This is a genomic window from Paraburkholderia strydomiana (assembly GCF_046030495.1).
GTDB lineage: Bacteria > Pseudomonadota > Gammaproteobacteria > Burkholderiales > Burkholderiaceae > Paraburkholderia > Paraburkholderia strydomiana_A.
This window is the reverse complement of the sequence record NZ_JAQQCJ010000014.1, coordinates 1-20714: the sequence shown is the minus strand read 5'-3', so window position 1 is coordinate 20714 and position 20714 is coordinate 1. Positions and strand designations below refer to the sequence as shown.

The 20714-nt window shown below is 59.4% G+C and carries 19 protein-coding genes and 1 pseudogene; 2 read left to right on the top strand and 18 right to left on the bottom strand.

Going from position 1 to position 20714, the window contains the following annotated elements; translation table 11 throughout:
* Window position 1 precedes the first annotated feature (1 nt).
* The 4 genes from PQQ53_RS19305 to PQQ53_RS19290 all read right to left on the bottom strand — a co-directional run bounded on the left by PQQ53_RS19305 (window position 2) and on the right by PQQ53_RS19290 (window position 5206).
* A complete protein-coding gene (locus tag PQQ53_RS19305; RefSeq protein ID WP_408325378.1) occupies window positions 2-2035 on the bottom strand; it encodes a tripartite tricarboxylate transporter permease in 2034 nt (677 codons plus the stop codon).
* An 81-nt stretch (window positions 2036-2116) separates the two neighbouring features.
* Window positions 2117-2971, bottom strand: coding sequence for an amidohydrolase family protein (locus PQQ53_RS19300; RefSeq protein ID WP_408325376.1), 855 nt, complete (start codon window positions 2969-2971; stop codon window positions 2117-2119).
* Window positions 2972-3013: 42 nt separating this feature from the next.
* Window positions 3014-4057 (bottom strand): Bug family tripartite tricarboxylate transporter substrate binding protein, encoded by a 1044-nt coding sequence (locus tag PQQ53_RS19295; RefSeq protein ID WP_408325373.1) that lies wholly within the window; start codon window positions 4055-4057, stop codon window positions 3014-3016.
* A 189-nt stretch (window positions 4058-4246) separates the two neighbouring features.
* Window positions 4247-5206, bottom strand: a complete 960-nt coding sequence (locus tag PQQ53_RS19290; protein WP_408325371.1) for a LysR substrate-binding domain-containing protein — start codon at window positions 5204-5206, stop codon at window positions 4247-4249.
* A gap of 207 nt (window positions 5207-5413) precedes the next feature.
* Between PQQ53_RS19290 and PQQ53_RS19285 the strand changes: the two genes are divergently transcribed.
* Complete coding sequence (locus tag PQQ53_RS19285) at window positions 5414-6430, top strand: ABC transporter substrate-binding protein (protein ID WP_408325368.1); 1017 nt, start codon at window positions 5414-5416, stop codon at window positions 6428-6430.
* Between the two features lie 39 nt (window positions 6431-6469).
* On the opposite strand, the gene PQQ53_RS19280 is transcribed toward PQQ53_RS19285, so the two are convergent.
* Window positions 6470-7609 (bottom strand): porin, encoded by a 1140-nt coding sequence (locus tag PQQ53_RS19280; protein ID WP_408150208.1) that lies wholly within the window; start codon window positions 7607-7609, stop codon window positions 6470-6472.
* 553 nt (window positions 7610-8162) lie between these two features.
* Window positions 8163-8654: a hypothetical protein gene (locus PQQ53_RS19275; protein WP_408150210.1), complete on the bottom strand. Its 492-nt coding sequence runs from the start codon at window positions 8652-8654 to the stop codon at window positions 8163-8165.
* On the opposite strand from PQQ53_RS19275, the gene PQQ53_RS19270 reads away from it, so the two are divergent.
* Window positions 8647-9366 (top strand): IS6 family transposase, encoded by a 720-nt coding sequence (locus PQQ53_RS19270; RefSeq protein ID WP_459252111.1) that lies wholly within the window; start codon window positions 8647-8649, stop codon window positions 9364-9366. The two genes, PQQ53_RS19275 and PQQ53_RS19270, sit on opposite strands and share 8 nt — an antisense overlap.
* Here PQQ53_RS19270 and PQQ53_RS19265 read toward each other — a convergent pair.
* The 12 genes and pseudogenes from PQQ53_RS19265 to PQQ53_RS19210 form a co-directional block, all read right to left on the bottom strand.
* Window positions 9253-9669 carry a hypothetical protein gene (locus PQQ53_RS19265; RefSeq protein ID WP_408325365.1) on the bottom strand — a complete coding sequence of 139 codons (417 nt, stop codon included), beginning with the start codon at window positions 9667-9669 and terminating at the stop codon, window positions 9253-9255. The two genes, PQQ53_RS19270 and PQQ53_RS19265, sit on opposite strands and share 114 nt — an antisense overlap.
* Window positions 9670-9677: 8 nt before the next feature.
* Window positions 9678-9818 (bottom strand): annotated as a pseudogene (locus PQQ53_RS19260) (IS110 family transposase); the annotation flags it as partial.
* A 209-nt stretch (window positions 9819-10027) separates the two neighbouring features.
* The gene (locus PQQ53_RS19255; RefSeq protein ID WP_408150213.1) at window positions 10028-11089 is read right to left on the bottom strand and encodes a maleylacetate reductase; all 1062 of its coding nucleotides are present in this window, start codon (window positions 11087-11089) and stop codon (window positions 10028-10030) included.
* A 39-nt stretch (window positions 11090-11128) separates the two neighbouring features.
* Window positions 11129-11425 (bottom strand): Dabb family protein, encoded by a 297-nt coding sequence (locus PQQ53_RS19250; RefSeq protein ID WP_408150215.1) that lies wholly within the window; start codon window positions 11423-11425, stop codon window positions 11129-11131.
* A 142-nt stretch (window positions 11426-11567) separates the two neighbouring features.
* Window positions 11568-12776 (bottom strand): multiple monosaccharide ABC transporter permease, encoded by a 1209-nt coding sequence (mmsB, locus tag PQQ53_RS19245; RefSeq protein ID WP_408325363.1) that lies wholly within the window; start codon window positions 12774-12776, stop codon window positions 11568-11570.
* Entirely contained in the window at window positions 12769-14307 is a 1539-nt protein-coding gene (gene mmsA / locus PQQ53_RS19240; RefSeq protein ID WP_408150218.1) for a multiple monosaccharide ABC transporter ATP-binding protein, read from the bottom strand. The genes mmsB and mmsA overlap by 8 nt, the downstream gene beginning before the upstream one ends.
* Window positions 14308-14398: 91 nt before the next feature.
* Complete coding sequence (gene chvE, locus PQQ53_RS19235; RefSeq protein WP_408325360.1) at window positions 14399-15469, bottom strand: multiple monosaccharide ABC transporter substrate-binding protein; 1071 nt, start codon at window positions 15467-15469, stop codon at window positions 14399-14401.
* 96 nt (window positions 15470-15565) lie between these two features.
* Window positions 15566-16654: a Gfo/Idh/MocA family protein gene (locus PQQ53_RS19230; protein ID WP_408150222.1), complete on the bottom strand. Its 1089-nt coding sequence runs from the start codon at window positions 16652-16654 to the stop codon at window positions 15566-15568.
* Window positions 16655-16678: 24 nt separating this feature from the next.
* The gene (gene iolG, locus PQQ53_RS19225) at window positions 16679-17671 is read right to left on the bottom strand and encodes an inositol 2-dehydrogenase (RefSeq protein ID WP_408325358.1); all 993 of its coding nucleotides are present in this window, start codon (window positions 17669-17671) and stop codon (window positions 16679-16681) included.
* Between the two features lie 41 nt (window positions 17672-17712).
* Window positions 17713-18591 carry a sugar phosphate isomerase/epimerase family protein gene (locus tag PQQ53_RS19220; RefSeq protein ID WP_408325355.1) on the bottom strand — a complete coding sequence of 293 codons (879 nt, stop codon included), beginning with the start codon at window positions 18589-18591 and terminating at the stop codon, window positions 17713-17715.
* 64 nt (window positions 18592-18655) lie between these two features.
* Window positions 18656-19576, bottom strand: a complete 921-nt coding sequence (locus tag PQQ53_RS19215; protein WP_408150226.1) for an intradiol ring-cleavage dioxygenase — start codon at window positions 19574-19576, stop codon at window positions 18656-18658.
* Between the two features lie 133 nt (window positions 19577-19709).
* Entirely contained in the window at window positions 19710-20624 is a 915-nt protein-coding gene (locus PQQ53_RS19210) for a LysR family transcriptional regulator (protein WP_408150228.1), read from the bottom strand.
* Window positions 20625-20714: the final 90 nt, after the last annotated feature.

Genomic DNA, 20714 nt, shown 5'->3' with positions numbered 1-20714 from the left:
ATCAATTTCCGCCGAGCCCGGGCAACCACTGTCCGAGGAAGCTGTCCGGCCAGGGAATATGAAGAATCCGATCGAAGACAACGTAGAGAAAGACGGTCACGCACCCGGCGAGAATCAGGCTGAGCTTCCATGGCTCGCGCCCTTCGACGCGCATATAGCCGGCGATCATCAACGGCACGGTCGGCAACATGCCGATCAGCGACATGCAGGCCAGAAACGCGAGGAACCAGCTGAAGAAACGAGCGGCGCGCGCCAGCACGGTCCTATTGGGCAACTTCTCGTCGTGATCGCTCGATACATCCATGTGCACGCCGCTCGTCGTACCCGCCACGCCGTGAGCCGGAATCACGAAGACCTTGTACGCGAGACTGACCGTCCCGGCGATGACAAGAATGCTCGCCACGACCGTCGGCCCGATTCTCGCCATGAGAAGCCAGCTTTGCGAACTCACCAGCATATAAAGCCCGACGCTGATGAAAAAGACATGGACGAGATCCTCGCGTTTGAGGACGATCGAACCGCTCGGTTTGAACTGTGCGACTCCGCCACTACGCAATGCCGTGAAAAGCGGCTTGAAAAAGACCAGCGCGGCGAGACTTAAAAGCACGATGACTACCGGGCGCGACAACCAGGCGGTGTCGTAGCGCACGAACGAAATCGACATATACCGCTCCATCAGCACGCCGAGCACGAGTCCGAGAATCAACGGTGGACGGGCCCATTTGAGCCGCTTCATCGTCCATCCGATGACGCCTGCAATCAGCAGCACGAAGAGGTCGCCCCAACTCCGCGATCCCTGAAACGCGCCGACATAGATGACCGGCATGATCACGGGGAGAATCAGCGTGTAGCGCAGCGTCGAAACCTTCGCGAACTGTCCGCTAAGGAGAAAGCAAAGCCCCGCGCCGAAGATGTTGGCGAGCGCGATCGACCAGACCATCGAATAGGTGAAGTCGAGGTGCCTGGTCAGCATGTCGGGGCCGGGGATGAAGCCGTGCACCATCATCGCGCCGAGCAGAATGGCTTGTGCCGCGCCGCCGGGCACGCCGAACGAGAGCATCGGCACGAGGCTGCCGCCCTCTCGGGCGTTATTGGCCGCTTCCGGCGCGATCACGCCGCGCACGTCGCCCTTGGTGAACGATTGCTTCGCGCCCTTGGCCGTCTGCAACGCGTGGCCGTACGCGATCCAGTCCGTCACCGCGCCGGTGATGCCCGGCACCGCACCGAGAATCGCGCCGAGGCCGCCGCAACGCAGAACCAGGAACCAGTTCCGAAAGCTGTCTTTGACGCCCTGAACCATGCCCTGCCGCGAGGTGAACTGCACATTCTCCGCGATAGCCGCGCGCCGGATGGCCAGCTCGCACAACTCGGGCAACGCGAAGATGCCGAGGATGATCGGCACCAGCGGGATACCGTCCTGCAAGTAGAGAATGTCGCCGGTCCAGCGCATCTGCCCGGTGGCGACGTTCGTGCCGATCATCCCGACCAGAATGCCGAAGCACGCCGCGACGACGCCGCGCAGCGGCGCATTGCCCGACAGCGCCGACACCATCGACACGCCGAACACGGTGAGCGACAACATCTCCGGTGTGCCGATCGACAGCACGAACGGGCGCACCAGCGGCAGCGACACCGCCAGAACGACCGCGCCGATCAGTCCGCCCATTAGCGACGACATGTAGCATGCGCTCAACGCTCGCGATGCCTCGCCGCGTTTGGTCATCGGCAGGCCGTCGAGCACCGTTGCCTGAGATGCCGCATGACCCGGTACGCCGAAGAGCACGGCCGGAATCACATCCGATGTGGTGATGACCGATGCCATCCCGAGCAGCATCGCGAACGCGGCATACGGATCCATGGTGTACGTGAACGGCACCAGCAGCGCGAAACCCGTCAGTCCGCCGATTCCCGGCAGCAATCCGATCGCGAGTCCAACCGTCACGCCGAATACCAGAAAGATGATCCGGTTGAACTGCAAGAGCGTCGACAGCGCATGTCCGGCCGCCGTCAACGTTGCATCATTGAAGAACTCCATGTCTCATCCTGATGGAATGGCGAGCATCGCAGGCTCACCTGTTTTAGGTCCGACGCTAAACTTCCGCGGGATGCGGGACGCTCACCCAGCCAGCATCGGATACAGCGCTTTTGCGGTACGCCCCCAGATCCAGGCGCGCTCTTCGTCGCTCAAGCCCGCGAAGCAGGCGTTGCCTTGCTCGATGAGCGTCTTCAACGGTCCCGCCGACGCCGGATAATTCGAGCCGAAAGCGAGGTGATCCGCGCCGAACACTTCCACGAGGCTGGCAAAGAACGGCTCCGCGCCACCCGGCGCCGACTGTGCGAGATCGAACGTACGCGGCGTGATCTTCATGTAGACGTTCTCGTACTTCGCGAGCGCAAACAGCCCGGCGCAACTCGCATACGGCGGGCCTTCTTCCAGATTCGGCCGACCGCAGTGATCGAGCGCGATCTTCACCGACGGGAAACGCTCGGCCAGTTCCGCCACCATCGACAAACCGTCCGGTGTCGTCTGAACCGCCATGGTCATGCCGAGTTCGGCGCAGCGTTCCCAGATCGGGAACGTCGCCGGGTTGACGAGCCAGCTTCCATCGCTTTGATGCGTGGCGCCGCCGGTGAAGAGCCGGATTCCGCCCATGCCCCGCGCGAGCCACTCGTCGAAGGTCGTCAACGCGTCCGGCGCCAGCAGGTCGAACGAATAGACACCGGTGAAGCGGTCCGGATGCTGCGCCACGCAGTCGGCGACGTATGAATTGTCGGTGCCATAAGTCGTCGACGAATGCACGATCGCGGCTTTCGATACGCCGGCTTCGTCCATCTCGGCGATCAGATGCTCGAAGGTGATGGGCCGGGTCGCCGACCACTTGGACCGATGTCCGTGCTGAGGCGCGATCGGATAGCGCTCCGTGTCGGCCGAGATGATGTGCGGATGAATGTCGATGATTTCGGGCGTCATGTTGGCTTTACCGTTTGGTGATGGTGTTCTTTCCTGCGCTGCTCAATGCGAACCGAAGATGAGCTTGCGCGCATCCGCAATCTGCGGCTCGGGCGTGGCATACAGCCTGGCGACGATCTGCTCCACTGCGCTTCCATCGATGGCATCGAGCGGATAGCCCGACTGCTTCATCGCGTCGATGAAATCCGGATCGGCGATGGTCTTCGCGAACGCATCGCGAAGCGCGTTCAAACGATCCTGCGGCACGTCCTTCGGCACGGCGATGGGGCGTCCTGCCTGAAACGGAAGAATGAACAGATTGAAGAGCGCCTTCACATCCGGCTGCGTGATGTAGGACGAGAGGTTCGGGACATCGACGTAACCTGCGGGGCTGTTCCAGCCGAGATGCAGCAGCACCTTCATCTTTCCGCTCTTCAATAGCTGCACCGGCTCGCCTTGTTGAAGGCCATCGATGGTGGACGCCCAGCCATCGACTTCACCGCGCTGCATCGCAAGATAGACTTCTCCGCGCCCCGTGTAGCCCGGCACGATGCTCATCTTCGCACCGATATATTCGTCGAGAAGCGCGGGCAAGGTGCGATCCTCGTTGGCAAATCCGGTCGCGCCGATATACATCTTCTTCTTGCTCAGATCACCCGCCGTGGTCACGCCGGATCGCGTCATCGAAACCAGACAGTATTCGACCTTGTTGAGGCTTCCGATCCATCTGACCTTGCGCGGATCGAAGCGGTTTTGTCTTTCGTCGAGCAACGGAATATAGAGGTTGTTTCGCTGAAGGAACCCGATGACGGTGCCATCGCTCGGCTGCCGCGACTGGAGCGACGCCGCCGCGACCATGCCGCCCGCGCCCACCACGTTCATCACGATAGCTTTGGGATGGCCCGGAACGTACTTGACGAAGTAGCGCGAGAACTGACGCGCGACGATGTCCGTCACCGTTCCCGCGTCCGCGCTGACCACGAGCGTCAATACTTTCCCTCGATAGAAGTCTTCCACCGATTGATTCGACGCCGGGGCCGCACAGGCCGTCGCGGCGAAGCCGAACAGCGCCGCGCAAGTGCAGATCGCGGTCCTGAGATTCATCATCGTGCTCGTCTCCGTGTAGATGCGCGGAACCGTCCGTACGGTTCGCGTCGTCGCTCGTGATTGCTGAAGTGGTGAGCGCAATTTGATTGTGCCAGCGCGTCGAACGAGGCGGATTGAGAAAATCAGCAGCGGGGTTGAGCGAATGGTTAGGGTGCGAGCATTCGCCCTTTCGCGCCTGGAGCGGGGACGTCAGCGCGTTTTCTGTACTTCTTGCGCGAGGCGCAGGGCCGTCTCTTCGAGGCACGAGATCATGAGTTGCGCGCTCGGCGTGAGCGTGCGGACGCGATTCCAGAGTACGCCGGCGGGCCGCAGCAGGCGGGGCAGATTCAGCGGCAGCGTATGGAGCGGCTGTGAATGGCTGGTCTCGCGCGCGGACGTATCGGCCATGATGGCGATGCAGTCGGATACCTGCAAGTGCGCGCGGATGACGTGCAGTGACAGCGTCTCGATGTAGTTATTCGTCAGCGGCACGCCGTGCGCCTCTAGCGCGCGTTCCAGCGGATCGCGCAGGATCGAGCCGGGAGGCGGGAGTATCCACGGATAGGGCAGCAGATCCGACCATTCCACGGTCTTCTTGCGCGCCAGCGGATGCTGCCGCCCGGTCACGAGCATCACGGGTTCTTCGAGCAGTTCTTTCTCCTCGAAGCTTCCGAGCGCATCCGGAGGCGGCAGGCGGCCTACGACGAGATCGAGGTGACCTTGCCACAGATCGGGCAGCAGCGACGCCGTGGATCCTTCGACGATCTTCACGTTGGTGCCCGGCGAGCGCTGCTTGAGCAGCTTCAATGCATTCGTCAGGAGAATGGATGCGGAAACCGGCAACACGCCGATCTCGACCTTGCCCTCGGTCCCCGCGCTCAGCGCTTTCAATTCGTCTTGCGCCTGATGCAGGACGTGCAGCATTGCTCGCGCATGGCGCGTCAGGCATTCGCCGTAGGGCGTGGGGATCAGCCCTTGCCCTGTGCGTGTAAAAAGCGTGAGACCGAGCCCGCGTTCGAGTTCGGCTAGCGACTTCGAGACAGCGGGCAATGTGACGTGCGTGACTTCCGCGACCTGGCTCAGATTGCGATACGTGTCGATGGACACCAGCAACCGCAAGTGCCGAGCCTTGAGGTTGATCTGCAGATACCAATCGAGTTCCGCCGACACGTCGCACCCTCTTCCGGTATGAGTGAATGGTTAAGTCTTCGGCCATTTTACTCAATCGACCGGTTGCAGATGCGCGGGCAAAATCCGCGATTGTGCGCTTCGGCTCATCGCCCGCGCCGAAGTCTGGCCACAAAGCATGCGTTGCGATTCGTCCGCGCCAAATCCCACAACTATCTGCCGGCTTGACCGGCGTTCGGAGACATGCAGATGACGTACGACTCGACCCGCCGCAGCTTTCTGCGCAGAGCGGGAGCCCTCGGCATGAGTGTGGCGATGGGCGGACTCGCCGCGCCTCACCTCGCCAACGCCGCCTCGACCGAAATCCGCATCGTGAGCAATCCAGGGCTGGAAAACGCAACGCTGAACGCCTTGATGGATGAACTCGGCTACTTCAGGACCTTCGGCGTCAACGCGCGAATCATCCAGGTGCCCGGCCCGACCGGGCCGTTCGATGCCATCGCGCGTGGCGCCGCCGACGTCTGCATGGTGTCCGGCTACAACCTCGTGCTGACGCGCATCGAGCAGGGCGCGCCGGTGAAGATCATCGGCGCTGGCATGAAGAAGTGCGCACTGACGATTTTCGCCAGGCCCGAAGGCGCGAAAACACTCGCCGATCTGAAGGGGAAAACCGTCGCGGTCGGGCCGAAGCTCGGCTTGCTGCATACCCTCATCCTGCAACTGATGAAGGAAAAAGACATCGACGCTTCGACCATCGACTTCGTCGATCATGGCAGCAACGACCAATGCTTCGATGCAGTCGCGAGCGGTGCAGCCGATGCCTGCTGCGCCAGCATCTCCCATCTCAACGACGATGCGGGTCCGAACGTTATCGGCGAAGGGAATTTGTGGCAGGCGCTGCCGAACTGTGTGTTTCAAACGGCGTACGCATCGGATTCGGCGCTCGGCGCAAAGCACGAAGGATTGGTCTCCGTCATGGCCGCTTACGGCGCGCTCTACGACTATCTGATGTCGCCCGCGTCGCATGACGCGTTCTTCGACGCACGCAAACGCGCCCAGAAGAAATTCGACGTTGCATCGGCCCAGGCGATCTGGGAGTTCAATCAGACGCAGCGGCCATATTCGAGGGATCTGTCGCTGACTGAGAAAGACATTGGATATCTGCAGGATATGGATATCGGCGTGGGAAGCCTGAAACGGAAGCAAGCGTTCAGCGCAGTGGCCGATATGTCGGCGGCAGGCACCGCCGCGAAACTGGTTCGATAGACTATTTATGGGGAAGCATGCGCTTCCCCCTTGCCTCGCTCAGAACGTGTGACGGATACCCGCAATGACGGAGATCTGCGAACTGCCTGCGGGAGGCGTCGGCACTGGAGAAAGCGTGGTCGCTGCGAGCGCCAGATTGCCGGAATTGTGGATGTGCTCACCGGTCACATAGAGCAACGTACGCTTGGAAAGCAGGTATTCGCCGCGCAAGACCTCGATCAGCGCCTTGTTGGGGGAATGCTCGTATTTGAGTTGCGCCAACATGCCGTCGATGTGGAAGAACGGCGTCACCGGTACCGTGCCCGTGACCCACAGCAGGTTGCTTCGCGGCGTGGCGATGCCTTCGTTCACGCGCCTGATCCAGCCCACGCCGAACTTCGCCTTGTGAATCATGAAGTAACCACCTAGCGTGAAGCGGCTGTCCGTGAGATCCGGCGATGTCAGTCCGCCCCAAGTCGCAGACGTACCGCCATAGTTGCGCTCGTAGGAAGTCGCGAGACCCCAGGTATGCCCTTCGTACTTGAGCAGCGCCGAATACTCCCTGCACTGATTCGAAGGGCTCGTCTGGCCCGGGCAATTCGTGGCGACGCTGCTGTTGCCCGCGACCGCATCGCGGCCGAAGCTGTAGTTGACGCCGCCTTCGAAGTCGCCCAGGAAGTAGCGATAGCTGACGGCGTTATCGGCGCGTGCGTTGGCAATCCCGTTGTCGAGTGTCGTGAGACCTTGTGCACCCGTTCCGAACGGATTGATGAAAGAGATGCCGTAGAAGCGCATCGTGTACTGGCGGCCGAACGTCAGGCGGCCGTATTTCCCGTCGATACCCACATACGACTGCCGGCCGAAGAGGCGGCCGCCTTGCCGTGATGCGCCGGTCGTCGGACTGAATCCGCCTTGCAGATCGAAGATTGCCTTCACTCCGTCTCCCAGGTCCTCGCTTCCCCTGATTCCGAAGTACGACGTGGCGGTTCCGTCGCCGGTGCGCCATCCGTTGGCGGTCGTGTTCTTGCCGGTGGCGACGTTGTTGACGAACTCGACGCCCTGATCCATCAAACCGTAAAGCGTCACAGAGCTGGCGCCGACGGGCTTGGGGGGCGGTGCGTCTTCTTCTATGTCTTGCGCCCATGCGGATGAAGCGCCAAGAAGTGCGGCACAGACGCACATCGCGGTCCGGTATTTCATTTCTCGTGTCTCCGTCATGTCGCTCACTGAGGCGAGAAAGCGGTGTAGAGACCGCCGCGCGCCTGTGAGTTTTTCGATTTGTTATTGCAGTGTTCAAATTCTGCCAGCGCGATGCCATCTGCAAGTTGAATAAAGCCGCATTCCGGTTGAGGAAATGGTTAATGCCGCCGCGAACGCGCCACGACTCGGTCGATCGAAACCAAGGCAATAAGGGCGCTTCGGGCGCCCTGATGATCGTGACTTTGGAACGGGGTTGCGACGCCGGTGACCCACTTCTTCAGGAACCGCATGACGGGTTCGTGAGCGGAACCGACGTCGAGATGTCCGGTTGTCCGCACCGGGAAAGGACCGTTACTGGCCGCGTGCTGCCCGATGCGCTTCCCCCTGTCGCCCCAAAGTGTTGCAGGCCGAGCTGCTGCAGGCTGCGCTTTGGCCCTGACGGGATGAGTTTGGCGCCCTGGTGAATGTCGTTCAGGGAGAGGCTGCAACTATCTGGAGGTCGCTTCATTTAACCTTGAGTTTTCTGGGGCGCCTCCGGAATCACCATGAATATTTATTGGCCGTCATGTGCGTAGCCGTCCGCCTTCGTATCGACACTCACGCGGATGAGCACCCCGCTGGACCCGGTAATACCGCCGCCCTGGAAGGTAAGAGAGCCTTCTTTCTTGTAAAAAGTTTCAATACGATAAGCGTCCTTTCCAAAATAGAACGGAATAAATGCCTTGCCTGTAGTGTAAGAGTGAGTGTCATTCGGAACACCGATCAAGTCTTCGACTTCCCTCTGCCCCATACCAATCCGAAGTTTTGCAAATTTGCTGTTCTTCGCAGGTGCACCGACAATTTCACCGTCCGCTTTTCCAACATGGACCCTCTGGATGCTTCGGCCATCGGCGGTTGAAGTTGGCTGCTGCGTTTTTTGTGCCGTAGATGAGCTAGATACCGAAGCCGTCGGCGTAGTCTGCGGTTGTGATGGTTCTGGTGCAACTAGATCCATTGGATTGGTTAAAGTAGCTATCCAATCAATCTGGTGGCCAGTGATGAGCAAGCGTAAAGGTCTGGAGGGGATGTTCGATGGACGGAATTTCGATCGCGAGATAATTGTTCTCTGTGTGCGCTGGTACCTTCGCTACAAGCTCAGCCTGCGCGATCTGGTCGAGATGATGACCGAACGCGGCCTGTCGCTGGCGCACACGACAATTATGCGTTGGGTAAAGCGCTTTACGCCAGAGTTCGTCAAGCGCTGGAATCGGTTTGGTATCCCCACGGGCCGGTCCTGGCGGGTTGACGAGACCTATCTGAAGATTCGGGGCAAGTGGGTTTATCTTTACCGGGCGGTAGATCGGACCGGCCAGACGGTGGACTTCATGCTCAGAGCAAAGCGAGACGTGGCTGCGGCTAAAGCCTTTTTCACCAGGGCCGTCAAGCATCAGGACCAGCCGCCGGAGACGATCACACTGGATGGGTATGCTGCCACGCACCGGGCGGTGCGTGAGATGAAGGCTGATGGCCTGCTGCCTGAGGACACGAAGGTCCGGAGCTCGAAGTACCTGAACAACCTGATCGAACAGGATCATCGAAACATCAAGTCCAGAACAAACGTGATGCTCGGCTTCAAACGTTTCAGGAGTGCCGCGACCACGATTTCAGGCATCGAATTGATGCATCGCATTCGCAAGGGGCAGTTCGACCTCTGTGCTCTCGGGATCAAGAATACCGCTGCGCCCTCCATCTGGAACGCCGCCCTCTTCAATAAATAAGGTATCCATATTTATTGAAGACATCTCCGCCCCACCGGCTATTTTCACCAGAGCCGGGACGTTGCCCTTCACCTCAATTCGGCGCGCCCAGGTAATGGCCCTTTCGCTCTTTGTTGAATGGGCCCAGGCAAGAGCGAGTTCTTCGGTAATCGGGCCAGGATGGGTCATGGCATCTGCGAAGCGAGCGAAGTCCATCAGGATCGGGCCAGAAATCTTAAGATCGAAACCGAGGGAATGCCTCTGTGGCAGATACGTCTTCGCCTGCGACATCATCGTATCAGTTGGTTTTACGGAATTCTTCATGACGTTCTCGCCTGCTGATCCGCCGTCTTCTGTGCCACAAAGCGCATGCCCGGTTGTTGTGCGGCGATACATATCGCTCGAGCATCCGCCGCGTCAGTCTTGTTGTTTTGAACGATTGGGCGAATGAATTTGGCATGCAGCAGAATGACTTCATGACGGCGCGTCTCGTCGCGTCGGGCGTATGTTCAAGGCCGCGCTGCCCCTGACCAGGCTGTAATCCCGTACTTCAAGCAGTTAATCGCATACAGGACCGGTTCTCGCTCGTTACTAGCCGGCAGCTCGAGTGCACTGCGCCCGGATAACCACGTCGGCCGTTCCGCGACTGCAGACCCCGACCAGAGGCCCAACGTTCCACAGGCTACGCAGCCGGACGCGCCCCTTCCCACGCACGCTGTAGCAGTGCCCTGAGAGGCTCTTCCTCGATCGGTCGCGGATTCCAGTACGGATTCGACAATGCCACCTTGCATGCGTGCTCGAGATCGGATTCGCCTAGTCCGATTTCGCGAAGACCTCGCGGAATTCCAAGTTCTTCGTTGAGCTGGTAAAGGCCGTCAGGCGCTGAATTCACATTCAACGCCCTGGCGATTCGAGCCATGGCCTCAACCGCAACGCTGCTGTTGTAGGCGAGAGAATGAGGCAAAACGATTGCGTGCGTTTCGGCATGAGGGAGGTTGAATGTTCCGCCCAAGGTGTGGCACAGCTTGTGATGCAGAGCCATGCCAACATTGCCGAGTACCATTCCGCACAACCACGCACCATAGAGACATTCGCTGCGCGCCGCCTTATCCTTGCTGTCCCTCTTCACTCCGCGCAGTCCGCTGGCGAGCGAACGAATGCCCTCCTCCGCCATCATCGACATGACGGGATTTCCGTCCTTTGCGTATAGCCCCTCGGCCGCATGCGCGATCGCGTTGAGACCGCTGACAATCGACAGGCGAACCGGAAGCCCGATGGTCAACTCGGGGTCGTACAGGACTGTCTTTGGGATGACCCTTGTATCCCGGCCCGTTTTCTTCAGACCGTTTTCGGTTATGCCGTAAATGGGAGTCATCTCGGACCCAGCATAAGTTGTCGGGATCGCGATAATCGGCAACGAGGATTCGAGCGCAATCGCCTTGCCGAGCCCGATAGTCGAACCACCGCCAATCGCCACTGCGCAGTCGGCGCCGACCGACTTCGCGTGTTCGCGTGCGCGGCGCGCGTTCTCGATCGGCACATGCATCTGCGCGCCGTCGAACACCCCGGCGCTCGAAGGCCCCAGGAGAGCGGAAATGACTTCGGCCTGAGCCTTTTGCTCGGGGGTGCAGAGAACCAGCGCCCGGCGGGCGCCCAGTGCCTCCACTTCCTGTTGAATCAGCTTCATGCTCCCAGCACCGAACACGACTCTCGACGCCTGCGTGGTATAGGTGAACTCGTACATGAGATTGGCTTCCTGTGTCGTCAAACGGTACGAACCCGCTTAGATGTAGTCCACCTGGTGGCGAGCGATACGAGCGTCACCCACGATTTCCTTCACTCGGAGATGCTCAGGGTGAGACGCATAGGCGTCGAGCTGCTCTTGGCTTTCGAACTCCGTGTACAGGACTACGTCGCAGGCGTAATCCACGGCACTCACATCCAGCCCGACCTCTAGCCTGGTAAGCCCGGGAATCTTGCCGCTCAGACTCTCAAACGCCGTTTTTACGAGCATCGCCGATTCCTTCTTTTGCTGGGGCGTCTCGCCGCGAACTTTCCACATCACGATATGCTTGACCATATTTATTTCCATGAGTAATGCTGATGACCAGGCCAAATGTTCGAGATGCAATCTCATGACTCAAGTGTGCATGTCAGCCGGGGCCCCGCGACGCGCGATGCCCCACTGACTTCTAAATCTGGTCTGCCGTAGAAAAGAGCGCTTACGCCTTGTTCTTGTTGTACACGTCGACGAACACGGCTGCGAGCAGAACGATGCCTTTGATGACCTGCTGATAGTCCACGCCGATGCCCATGATGGACATGCCGTTGTTCATCACGCCCATGATGAATGCGCCCACGACCGCACCGACCACTTTGCCGACACCACCGGAGGCTGAGGCGCCGCCGATGAAACATGCTGCGATGACGTCGAGCTCGAATCCGGTACCCGCCTTCGGTGTTCCGCTATTCAGACGGGCGGCGAAAATCAGCCCGGCCAGCGCGGCCAGCACACCCATGTTCACAAAAGTCAGGAAACTCACTGCCGGCACGCTGACGCCCGACAATCTCGCTGCCTTCGCATTACCGCCCACCGCGTAGATACGACGACCGATCGTCGTGCGATTCATGATGAATGTGTACACGCCAATCAGCACCCCCATGATGACGAGCACGGTAGGCAAGCCGCGATAGGATGCGAGCAGGTAGCAGAAGAACACGATCAACGCCGTCAGAACGACATTCTTCGTCACGAACATCGAAAACGAACCGCTCTCGACTCCATGTTTCGCCGCACCGGCACGCTGGCGGAGCTCGATCGCAAAGAAAAGCGCGCCGACAAGCACGCCGAGGAGAATCGACGTGATGTGAAGCGACTGTCCGTGAAAGAAGTCAGGGATGAAACCCGAACTCACGGCGCCGAATGCGTCGGGAAACGGCCCGATGGACTGGCCTTGCAGAACAAGGTTTGTCATGCCCCGGAAAACCAGCATGCCGGCCAGCGTCACGATGAACGATGGCATCCGCCAGAACGCGATCCAGTAGCCTTGCACAGCGCCCATCAGCGCGCCTGCCGCGATACAGATGATGGTCGCCCAGACGTAATTGACCTCAAACTGCACCATCAGTACTGCCGCCAACGCGCCCACCAGGCCGGCCGTCGAGCCGACGGAGAGATCGATGTGGCCTGAAACGATCACCATGAGCATGCCAAGTGCCATGATGACGATGTAGCTGTTCTGAAGCACCAGATTGGTCAGGTTGAGCGGCTGCATCAGTACGCCGCTCGTTGAAATCTGGAAGAACACCATGATGATGACAAGCGAAAGAAGCAGACCATATTCGCTGCCAATACGCTTGACCACACCAAAGACTTCGCTTTTCTTAACCTCGGCGCCTTCGGCGGCCACCGGAGAGAGTGCCTTACGCATTTTCGATGCCTCCATTTCGCATGATCGCTCGCATGATTTTTTCCTGCGAGACGTCTTCTGCGGTGAATTCGCCGACAAACCGGCCTTCGTTCATGACATAAACGCGGTCACACATGCCAAGAAGTTCAGGCATTTCCGAGGAAATCATGACCACACACTTGCCTGCTGCAACCGCATGATTGATGATGTTGTAAATTTCGTACTTTGCTCCGACGTCGATGCCTCGCGTGGGCTCGTCGAGAATCAGCACCTCGGGTTCGGAGAACAACCACTTGCTCAGCACGACCTTCTGCTGATTCCCACCCGAGAGATTACCGACGACGTGGGTCACACCTTGAGCGCGAATTCGGAGTTTCTTGAGAAAGTCGGTCGCGACCGTGATTTCCTCGTGTTCGTCCACGATCCCAAGCTTTGATATGCCGGACAGGTTCGCCAGCGTGATGTTTCGCTTGATGTTGTCGTCGAGTAGCAGTCCGTTGCCCTTGCGGTCTTCGGTCACGTAGGCGATGCCCGCGTTGATAGCCTTCTGCACCGATGAAACATCGACCTGCTTTCCGTGCATCAATACCTCACCGGTAATGTCCTGACCGTACGTGCGGCCGAACACGCTCATGGCGAGCTCCGTGCGCCCCGATCCCATCAATCCGGCGATTCCAACGATCTCGCCCTTGCGCGCCTTCAGGTTCACGCCTTTGATCACTGCACGGTCGCGCTGTGTCGGATGCTGGACACGCCAGTCCCTGACTTCGAAGATCACTTCGCCGACATCGGGCGTACGCGGCGGGTAACGGTCGGACATCTCGCGGCCGACCATCGCCTTGATGATGCGGTCTTCGCTCACACTGTCGATGCTGCAATCGAGCGCGTCGACCGTCGAACCATCGCGAATGACGGTGATACCATCTGCGACGCGCGAGATTTCGTTCAACTTGTGCGAGATGATGATTGACGTCACGCCACGCGCTTTCAGTTCCAGCAACAGCGTAAGAAGCGTGTCGCTGTCCTTCTCGTTCAGGCTGGCTGTCGGCTCGTCGAGAATGAGCAGGCGAACTTCTTTCGAGAGCGCCTTCGCGATTTCAATCAGTTGCTGCTTGCCAATCCCGAGCGTGCCGACCGGCGCGTCCGGCGAGTCATTAAGACCTACCTTCGCCAACAGGCCCTTGGCTTTCGCTCGCGACACCTGCCAGTCGATGACGCCGCGCTTCGACTGCTCGTTGCCAAGAAAGATGTTCTCGGTAATCGAGAGCATCGGTACGAGGGCCAGTTCCTGATGAATGATGATGATGCCGACCGCCTCGCTATCGGAAATATCGGCGAATGTCCGTTCCTGACCGTCGTAAAGGACGTCGCCAGAATAAGAGCCGTGCGGATAGACGCCGCTGAGGATCTTCATCAAGGTCGATTTGCCCGCGCCATTTTCTCCGCAGATGGCGTGAATCTCTCCCTGACGTACCCTCAGATTGACGTTATTCAGGGCTTTGACAGCGCCAAAGCTTTTCTGAATTCCGCGCATCTCCAGAATGGTATCCATGGTCAAATTCCTCTAGTTGGTCACGCTCGGGAGCGTGCCTGCGAGAAGCGGGGCTCGGTTAAGGGCCCTGCCACGCTGACGTTCGGACGCGTTACTTGACTTGAGCCTGAGTGTAGTAACCGCTCGTGACCAGCTCCGCCTGGTAATTAGCCTTGTCGACGAGGATGGGCTTCACGAGATAGGTCGGAACGATCTTCGCCCCGTTGTTGTAGCTCTTCGTGTCGTTGACGGGAACCTGCTTGCCGCTGAGCGCGTTGTCGACCATTTCGGCTGTCACGCCGGCGAGCTTGCGGGTATCCTTGAACACGGTCGAAGTCTGGTCGCCACGAATAATGTTCTTGACGTTCTGGATGTCAGCGTCCTGGCCAGTGACAACCGGCATGACTTGCTGAGCCGAGCCGTATCCCACGCCCTTTAGCGACGAGATCACGCCGATTGCAATCGCGTCATTGGGCGTCCAGACCGCGTCGAGGTGGTCCTTGCCGTAGAAAGCACTCAGCAGGTTGTCCATCCGGGACTGAGCCGTCGCGCCATCCCAGTTGCGTGTCGCGACTTTATCGAAAGCAATCTGTTTGCTCCGCACCACGAACTTGCCGCTGTCGATGTAAGGCTTGAGCACCGACATGCCGCCCGCGTAGACCATATGCGCGTTGTTATCGTCCGACGAACCACCAAATACTTCGATGTTGAGCGGGACCTTGCTGCCGGCTTTCTGCCACACGCTGACGATGCTTTGTCCTTGAAGCACGCCGACGCCGTAGTTGTCGAAAGTTGCGTAGTAGTCGACGTCTTTGGTCTGGCTGATCAGGCGGTCGTACGAGATGACCTTGATGCCTCTCTTGTGGGCGAGTGCAAGCGCATCGGAAAACGTCTTGCCGTCGATAGGCGCGATGACCAGCGCTTTCACACCCTTCGCGAGCATGTTCTCGACCTGGTTCACCTGCGTCGGAACATCGTAGTTAGCGTATTGCAGGTCGGCCGTATAGCCCTTCGCCTTCAGCGCGTCGACCATGCTTTTCCCGTCGGTAATCCAGCGGGATTCGGTCTTGTCGGGCAGCGAAATGCCAATGACACCCTTATCCTCGGCAAAAGCAGCATCGGACATTGCCGAGAACGCAGCCGAAGCGGCGAGGATGATCGCAACACTCTTCAGAATCTTCATGATTTCGTCTCCTATTTAGGAATGCGTATTTGTGATTCCGGTGAGCAACGTACGGAATCCCAGGCCGACGCCCAAGGGCGTCAGCCGTTCAAACTCTTAACCAATAGCGACCTCTGAACCGGCTTCTTTGGAGGAAGCGAACATGGCCTCGATCACGCGACTGATGTTGTAGGCCTGCGTGGCCGGCACGACCGACTGTGTGCCGTTGCGCAACGCGTCGAAGAATGCGTTCGACTCGCGGTCGAAGTACACCGGGTTGCCGATTTCAGCGATATCGGGCGAATACTCGGTTTTCTTCGTTGCCCAGATTTCCGGGAAGCTGGTCTCTTGCCACTCGGTCCAGCCTTCGGGATGCTCACCTTTGCCTGCGTCATAAATCTTGTAGCTAGCGGGCAGCGAGCGGGATGACATGATGCCTTCTGTCCCGTAGGCGGTGATGTCCCAGCTTTCTGTCCACGGCAGGACGTCCCACGACATGAAGTCGACGGTGACGATCTTGTCTTCGTAGTTCAGCACCGCGCCTGCTGCGTCTTCGCGCGATTCGTCGCCGTGGAAATTCGGGAACTTCGTGATGCGGGCGTTCACGGAACGCGGTAAGCCGAAGTGCAAAAGGATGCGGTCGATCAGGTGGCAGCCGATCACGAACACCGCACCGCCGATATCGCCTGGCTGAGTCATGTGCGGCGTGCCTGCCTCGTCGTGCGAACAGCCGCCGTGAGCCCGCACCTGCACGACTTTCCCGAGACGACCGCTCTTGAGCGCGGCCTGCATCGCATCGACCGAAGGGGCGAAACGCCAGCAATAACCGACTTGCACGAGGCCGCCGGTACGCTCTACCGCGTCAACGATGCGTTTCGCGTCGACCGAGCTGCGACCCGCGGGCTTCTCGCACAACACTGCCTTGCCTGCTTCGAGCGCCTCGATGGTCAGGTCGGCCATCTTCTCGCTCTTGGAGTGGACGAGCACGACATGAACGTTCTCGTCCGCCAGAATGTCTTCCTTCGAGCGGGCCTCGAGACCGAGCGCGTCGACGAATGGCGTGAGCAGCGGGCTTGCATCCCAGGCACCGAGCATCTTCGCGTCGGTGCGACGCTGGATTGCCTTGACTCGCCCGGATGTGTGCGGGTGCGTAATGCCAAGGCAGGCGACACCGAGCGTTTCGTTGCGACCGATCTTTCGCGTCATGACTTATCTCCTCCGGATTTCCAGTTACACCTTGACGGCTTTGCCCGACAATGCGGACTCGAGCGCGCAGTCGGCGAGGTGCAGCGCCTTCAGGCCGTCCTGCACGGAGGTCGGCAAAGGCGACTCCGCGCTCAGTGCGTCGACGAAGGCTTCGAGTTCGGCCTTGTACGCCGCCTCGTAGCGTTCGAGGAAAAAATTGAGCAGCGGCTCGCGGACGTCGGTTGCTTCCCTGGTCCAGCGACGGATCGTCGAAGGGCGAAGATTTTCCTGCAGAAGCATGCCCTTTGAACCCGACACTTCCATCCGCTGGTCGTAGCCATACACGGCTTCGCGACAACAGTTGATGTGGCATTGTTTGCCCGACGCCGTCCGCAACTGCACCATTACCGTATCGAAGTCGGTCAGCTTCTCAAGTGACTCATCGACGAGACGGCTGGCGATCGCCATTACTTGGACCGGCTCTTCGCCGAGCAGCCAGCGAGCCATGTCCAGATCGTGGATTACCATGTCGCGGAAGATGCCGCCCGAGTGCTCGACATAGTCACGCGGGGGCATGCCCGGGTCGCGGCTCGAAATGATCACCTGGCGCACTTCGCCTACGTCGCCGGCGTCAATCGCTTTGCGGAACGCTTGCGACGTCGGGTCGAAACGTCGATTGAATGCGAGCATGACGCGCCCACCGAGTCGCTCAACTTCGTTGGCGGCGGCGAGTGATTTGTCCATGTCGAGATCGATCGGCTTTTCGCACAGCACAGCCTTGCCACGCTTGACCGCTTCGAGCATGAACGTGATGTGCGTGTCCGTGGGCGTGCCGATGACGACTGCGTCGATGTCCTTTCTCTCGAGAACGGCTGCAGGGTCTGTCGAGGCTTCGCACCCGAGACGGGTAGCCAACGACGTGGCTGCGCTTTCCACCGGGTCGGCGACCACGACCAGCTGTGCGTTGGGGCTCGCAGCGACGTTGCCAGCATGAATACGACCAATGCGGCCGGCACCGAGTACGGCGATTCGAATCATGTGAGTCTCCAGAGATACTTTGTCGGTTAAGGTCAAGAGGTTCAGACGGAAGCTGTACTTTTTGCAGAGAACTGCGCAATGGTCGTGTCGTAGGCGCGCTTTGCCATCTCGTCGAGCGGGAATTTCCGGTGCACTTCGGAGATGAGTTCCACGCCGTAGTACGGGAGCGTGCAGCCTGCCTGCTCCAGTGCATCCACAAACGCGGGGCAGTCGCCTGCACCTTCGCCACAAAGCTGGCGGTTGAAGGTCGAGTCGTCGAATAGCGAGCCCTTGACCTGCGTACCCACGTCGTCCATTTCCACACCCTTGATGAAGCGCGCCGGAATTCGGGCGACCTCGCTATACGGGCTGCCGCCGCGCGCTACGTGCCAGTGGTCGACCATCAGGCCGCCGTTGGGCTGGTTTGCACCTTCAGCAACCTTCAGCGCCTCTGCGATGTTCCGGATCGGAGAGAACGGCATGAATTCGATTGCGACCGTCGCGTCAACCGCCGCCACGTCCTGGCAAAGTTTCGCGAATTCATCGGTCATGCGCGGAAAGTCGGCCGGATTTTTGTCGAATGGGCTCGCGCCGATCTTCAGATTGCGCATGCCCAGTTCGCCGCCCAGGTCGATGAAACGGCGACGGCAGTCGTCCGACGCGGCCCGTGCCTCTCCGTCGAAGTACCAGTCCATCAGGATTTCGAGTTCGAAGTACTTCATGCCCGTATCGTCCAGAATCTTCCTGACGCCGGACACCCCGTACTTCCCGATGCTGTACTCAAGGTCATCGAGAATGAGGCCGATGCCACTCCAGCCCGCACGCGACGCCGCTTCGCAACGATCGCGCAGTGGGAACGGGCTGATTTCGTTCGGCGCACACGGATAAACGTCGCCAGCGAGGGTCCAGTACGCAGCCAGTAGTTCTTTCTTCGCGCTCATAGGTATACTCCTGTGTCTCTCAATGTGATCGGTTATCTGACGGCGCACTGTGCGCGCCGAGCGATTACGTGCTTTCTCGCGTGGGCTGGCCGGCCGTCGCGAGCGTGAAGTCCCACGACACGGACCAGAACGGCGAAGACAATCCAACGCGCTCACCGGCTCGTGGGTCGTCGATCTTGTTGAAATTGGCGATCAGTTCACGCTTGACGCCGAAGACCGCGTCTTCAGGCAGATACGGGCAATCGGGCGTAAAGATGTGCGTGATGACCGGGTCAAAGCCACGTGCGGTAACGATGAAATGCAGGTGCGCCGCGCGATTCGGATGCCGGCCCATGGCGCCGAGGAGTTTCCCAACCGGGCCGTCCGACGGAATCGGATAATGACGCGGCTTGACGGACTTGAACCAGTAGCGGCCTTCAGCATCCGACGTGAAGACGCCGCGCAGATTCGAATCGGGTTGAATACCCTTCTGCTGCACGTCATAGAAGCCGTCGTCGTTGGTCTGCCACACTTCGAGCTTCGCGTTCGGAATCGGGTTTCCATCGATATCGGTTACACGGCCTTCGACCACCAGGGGCTCACCCTTTCCGTCCAGGCAAATGTTCGCGCCGTTCGGATAGTCGGGTGCGTTGGCGATGTAGAAGGGACCCAGAATCGTGTTCGGCGTAGCACCGCTCGGACGACGATGGTTGATTGCGTCAACGAGCATCGAAACGCCGAGAATGTCCGACAGCAGGATGTATTCTTGACGCCAGTCCGTGCACATTTGACCCGTCTCGGTCAGGAAGCGGATGGCGGTGAACCACTCTTCATGCGTCGGCTCGATTTCCTTGACCGCTGCATGAAGATGCTTGACCAGAACCGACATCACCTGGCGCAGGCGAGCATCGGCGTCTTCGCCCATACGCGCGTTGACGACTTCCGCGGAGCGGGCTTCACTGAAATACGGCGACGTGGACTGAACTGTAGAGGTTGCGCTTTGCATCGAGTGTCTCCATCAATCTTTTTCTGCAGCTTTGAGACGAGTCTATATTCGCCTTGGCTGGCAAAACAGAGCTAGAAAGGGAAAGTCTTTCGCGCTGAGTGGGAAGAAGCCGCGACAACGAGGAGCACAAGGCTCACGCCGTCCAATGCCGCTCGTAGTCGTTCTGCTGGAAGCGCTCCACGAGCGCGTCGATGAACACCCGCACTTTCACGGGAAGATGCGCGCGGGTCTGAAACGCGATGTTCATGTTCAGGCGGGGAAGATCCCAGTCGTCGAGCACCGGCACAAGGCGACCGGATTTGACATCGTCGTAGATGATGTATTTGGGCTGCACCAGGATGCCCATGTTGTCGAGCGCGGCGACGCGCAATATCTGACCGTCATTCGACTCGACCAATGGCTTCACCCTGACCACGACGTTCTCGCCCCCACGCGTGAACGAGAGCTCGCGTGGATTGTCGGCGAGCTGATAGTTCAGCAGCCTGTGCTTCGCGAGCTCTGCCGGGAATCGCGGGCGGCCGTTCGCTTCGATGTAGCCGGGTGAAGCAGCCAGAATCCGGCGTGTCGATGCCAATCTTCTAATCGTGATGTTGCTGTCCGGCTCGAGGACTTTCGTGCGAATGGCAACGTCGATGCCGTTCTCGATGATGTCGTAGTAACGGTTAGCCGCCACCACCTCCACCGTGATGTCGGGATAACGCGCCGTGAAATCAGGAAGCATCGGCGCGATGTGCAGCATGCAAAATGACAAAGAGGCTGTGACGCGCAGCACGCCGCTGGGTCGCACCACCGCCTCCTTGATGACAGCCTCAGCTTCGCCGAGGTCCGCGAGTATGGATTTGCAGCGCCGGTGGAACTCGGCGCCCGCCTCTGTCAGATAGAGATTGCGGGTGGTCCTGCGTACGAGTTGAACTCCAAGTCTCGCCTCCAACGAAATCAGATACCGGCTCGCCGCCGAGATAGACAGGTCGACAACCTCAGCGGCGCGGCTAATACTGCCGGACTCGGCTACTTCGACAAACAGCTGCATCTCCTTGAACTGATCCATTCCCTGGCACCGTGACGTCTTTGTCTCCGCCCGTATCCGAACCGGATACAGGAGCACGCGCGACTTCGCTGAGTCGTTCTTTCTGTCGCA

Bases quoted from the DNA above. Each gene is read 5' to 3' on its own strand.
- PQQ53_RS19305 (WP_408325378.1), bottom strand. From the start codon at position 2,035: ATGGAGTTCTTCAATGATGCAACGTTGACGGCGGCCGGACATGCGCTG.
- PQQ53_RS19300 (WP_408325376.1), bottom strand. From the start codon at position 2,971: ATGACGCCCGAAATCATCGACATTCATCCGCACATCATCTCGGCCGAC.
- PQQ53_RS19295 (WP_408325373.1), bottom strand. From the start codon at position 4,057: ATGATGAATCTCAGGACCGCGATCTGCACTTGCGCGGCGCTGTTCGGC.
- PQQ53_RS19285 (WP_408325368.1), top strand. From the start codon at position 5,414: ATGACGTACGACTCGACCCGCCGCAGCTTTCTGCGCAGAGCGGGAGCC.
- PQQ53_RS19280 (WP_408150208.1), bottom strand. From the start codon at position 7,609: ATGAAATACCGGACCGCGATGTGCGTCTGTGCCGCACTTCTTGGCGCT.
- PQQ53_RS19270 (WP_459252111.1), top strand. From the start codon at position 8,647: ATGAGCAAGCGTAAAGGTCTGGAGGGGATGTTCGATGGACGGAATTTC.
- PQQ53_RS19265 (WP_408325365.1), bottom strand. From the start codon at position 9,669: ATGAAGAATTCCGTAAAACCAACTGATACGATGATGTCGCAGGCGAAG.
- PQQ53_RS19255 (WP_408150213.1), bottom strand. From the start codon at position 11,089: ATGTACGAGTTCACCTATACCACGCAGGCGTCGAGAGTCGTGTTCGGT.
- PQQ53_RS19250 (WP_408150215.1), bottom strand. From the start codon at position 11,425: ATGGTCAAGCATATCGTGATGTGGAAAGTTCGCGGCGAGACGCCCCAG.
- mmsB (WP_408325363.1), bottom strand. From the start codon at position 12,776: ATGCGTAAGGCACTCTCTCCGGTGGCCGCCGAAGGCGCCGAGGTTAAG.
- mmsA (WP_408150218.1), bottom strand. From the start codon at position 14,307: ATGGATACCATTCTGGAGATGCGCGGAATTCAGAAAAGCTTTGGCGCT.
- chvE (WP_408325360.1), bottom strand. From the start codon at position 15,469: ATGAAGATTCTGAAGAGTGTTGCGATCATCCTCGCCGCTTCGGCTGCG.
- PQQ53_RS19230 (WP_408150222.1), bottom strand. From the start codon at position 16,654: ATGACGCGAAAGATCGGTCGCAACGAAACGCTCGGTGTCGCCTGCCTT.
- iolG (WP_408325358.1), bottom strand. From the start codon at position 17,671: ATGATTCGAATCGCCGTACTCGGTGCCGGCCGCATTGGTCGTATTCAT.
- PQQ53_RS19220 (WP_408325355.1), bottom strand. From the start codon at position 18,591: ATGAGCGCGAAGAAAGAACTACTGGCTGCGTACTGGACCCTCGCTGGC.
- PQQ53_RS19215 (WP_408150226.1), bottom strand. From the start codon at position 19,576: ATGCAAAGCGCAACCTCTACAGTTCAGTCCACGTCGCCGTATTTCAGT.
- PQQ53_RS19210 (WP_408150228.1), bottom strand. From the start codon at position 20,624: ATGGATCAGTTCAAGGAGATGCAGCTGTTTGTCGAAGTAGCCGAGTCC.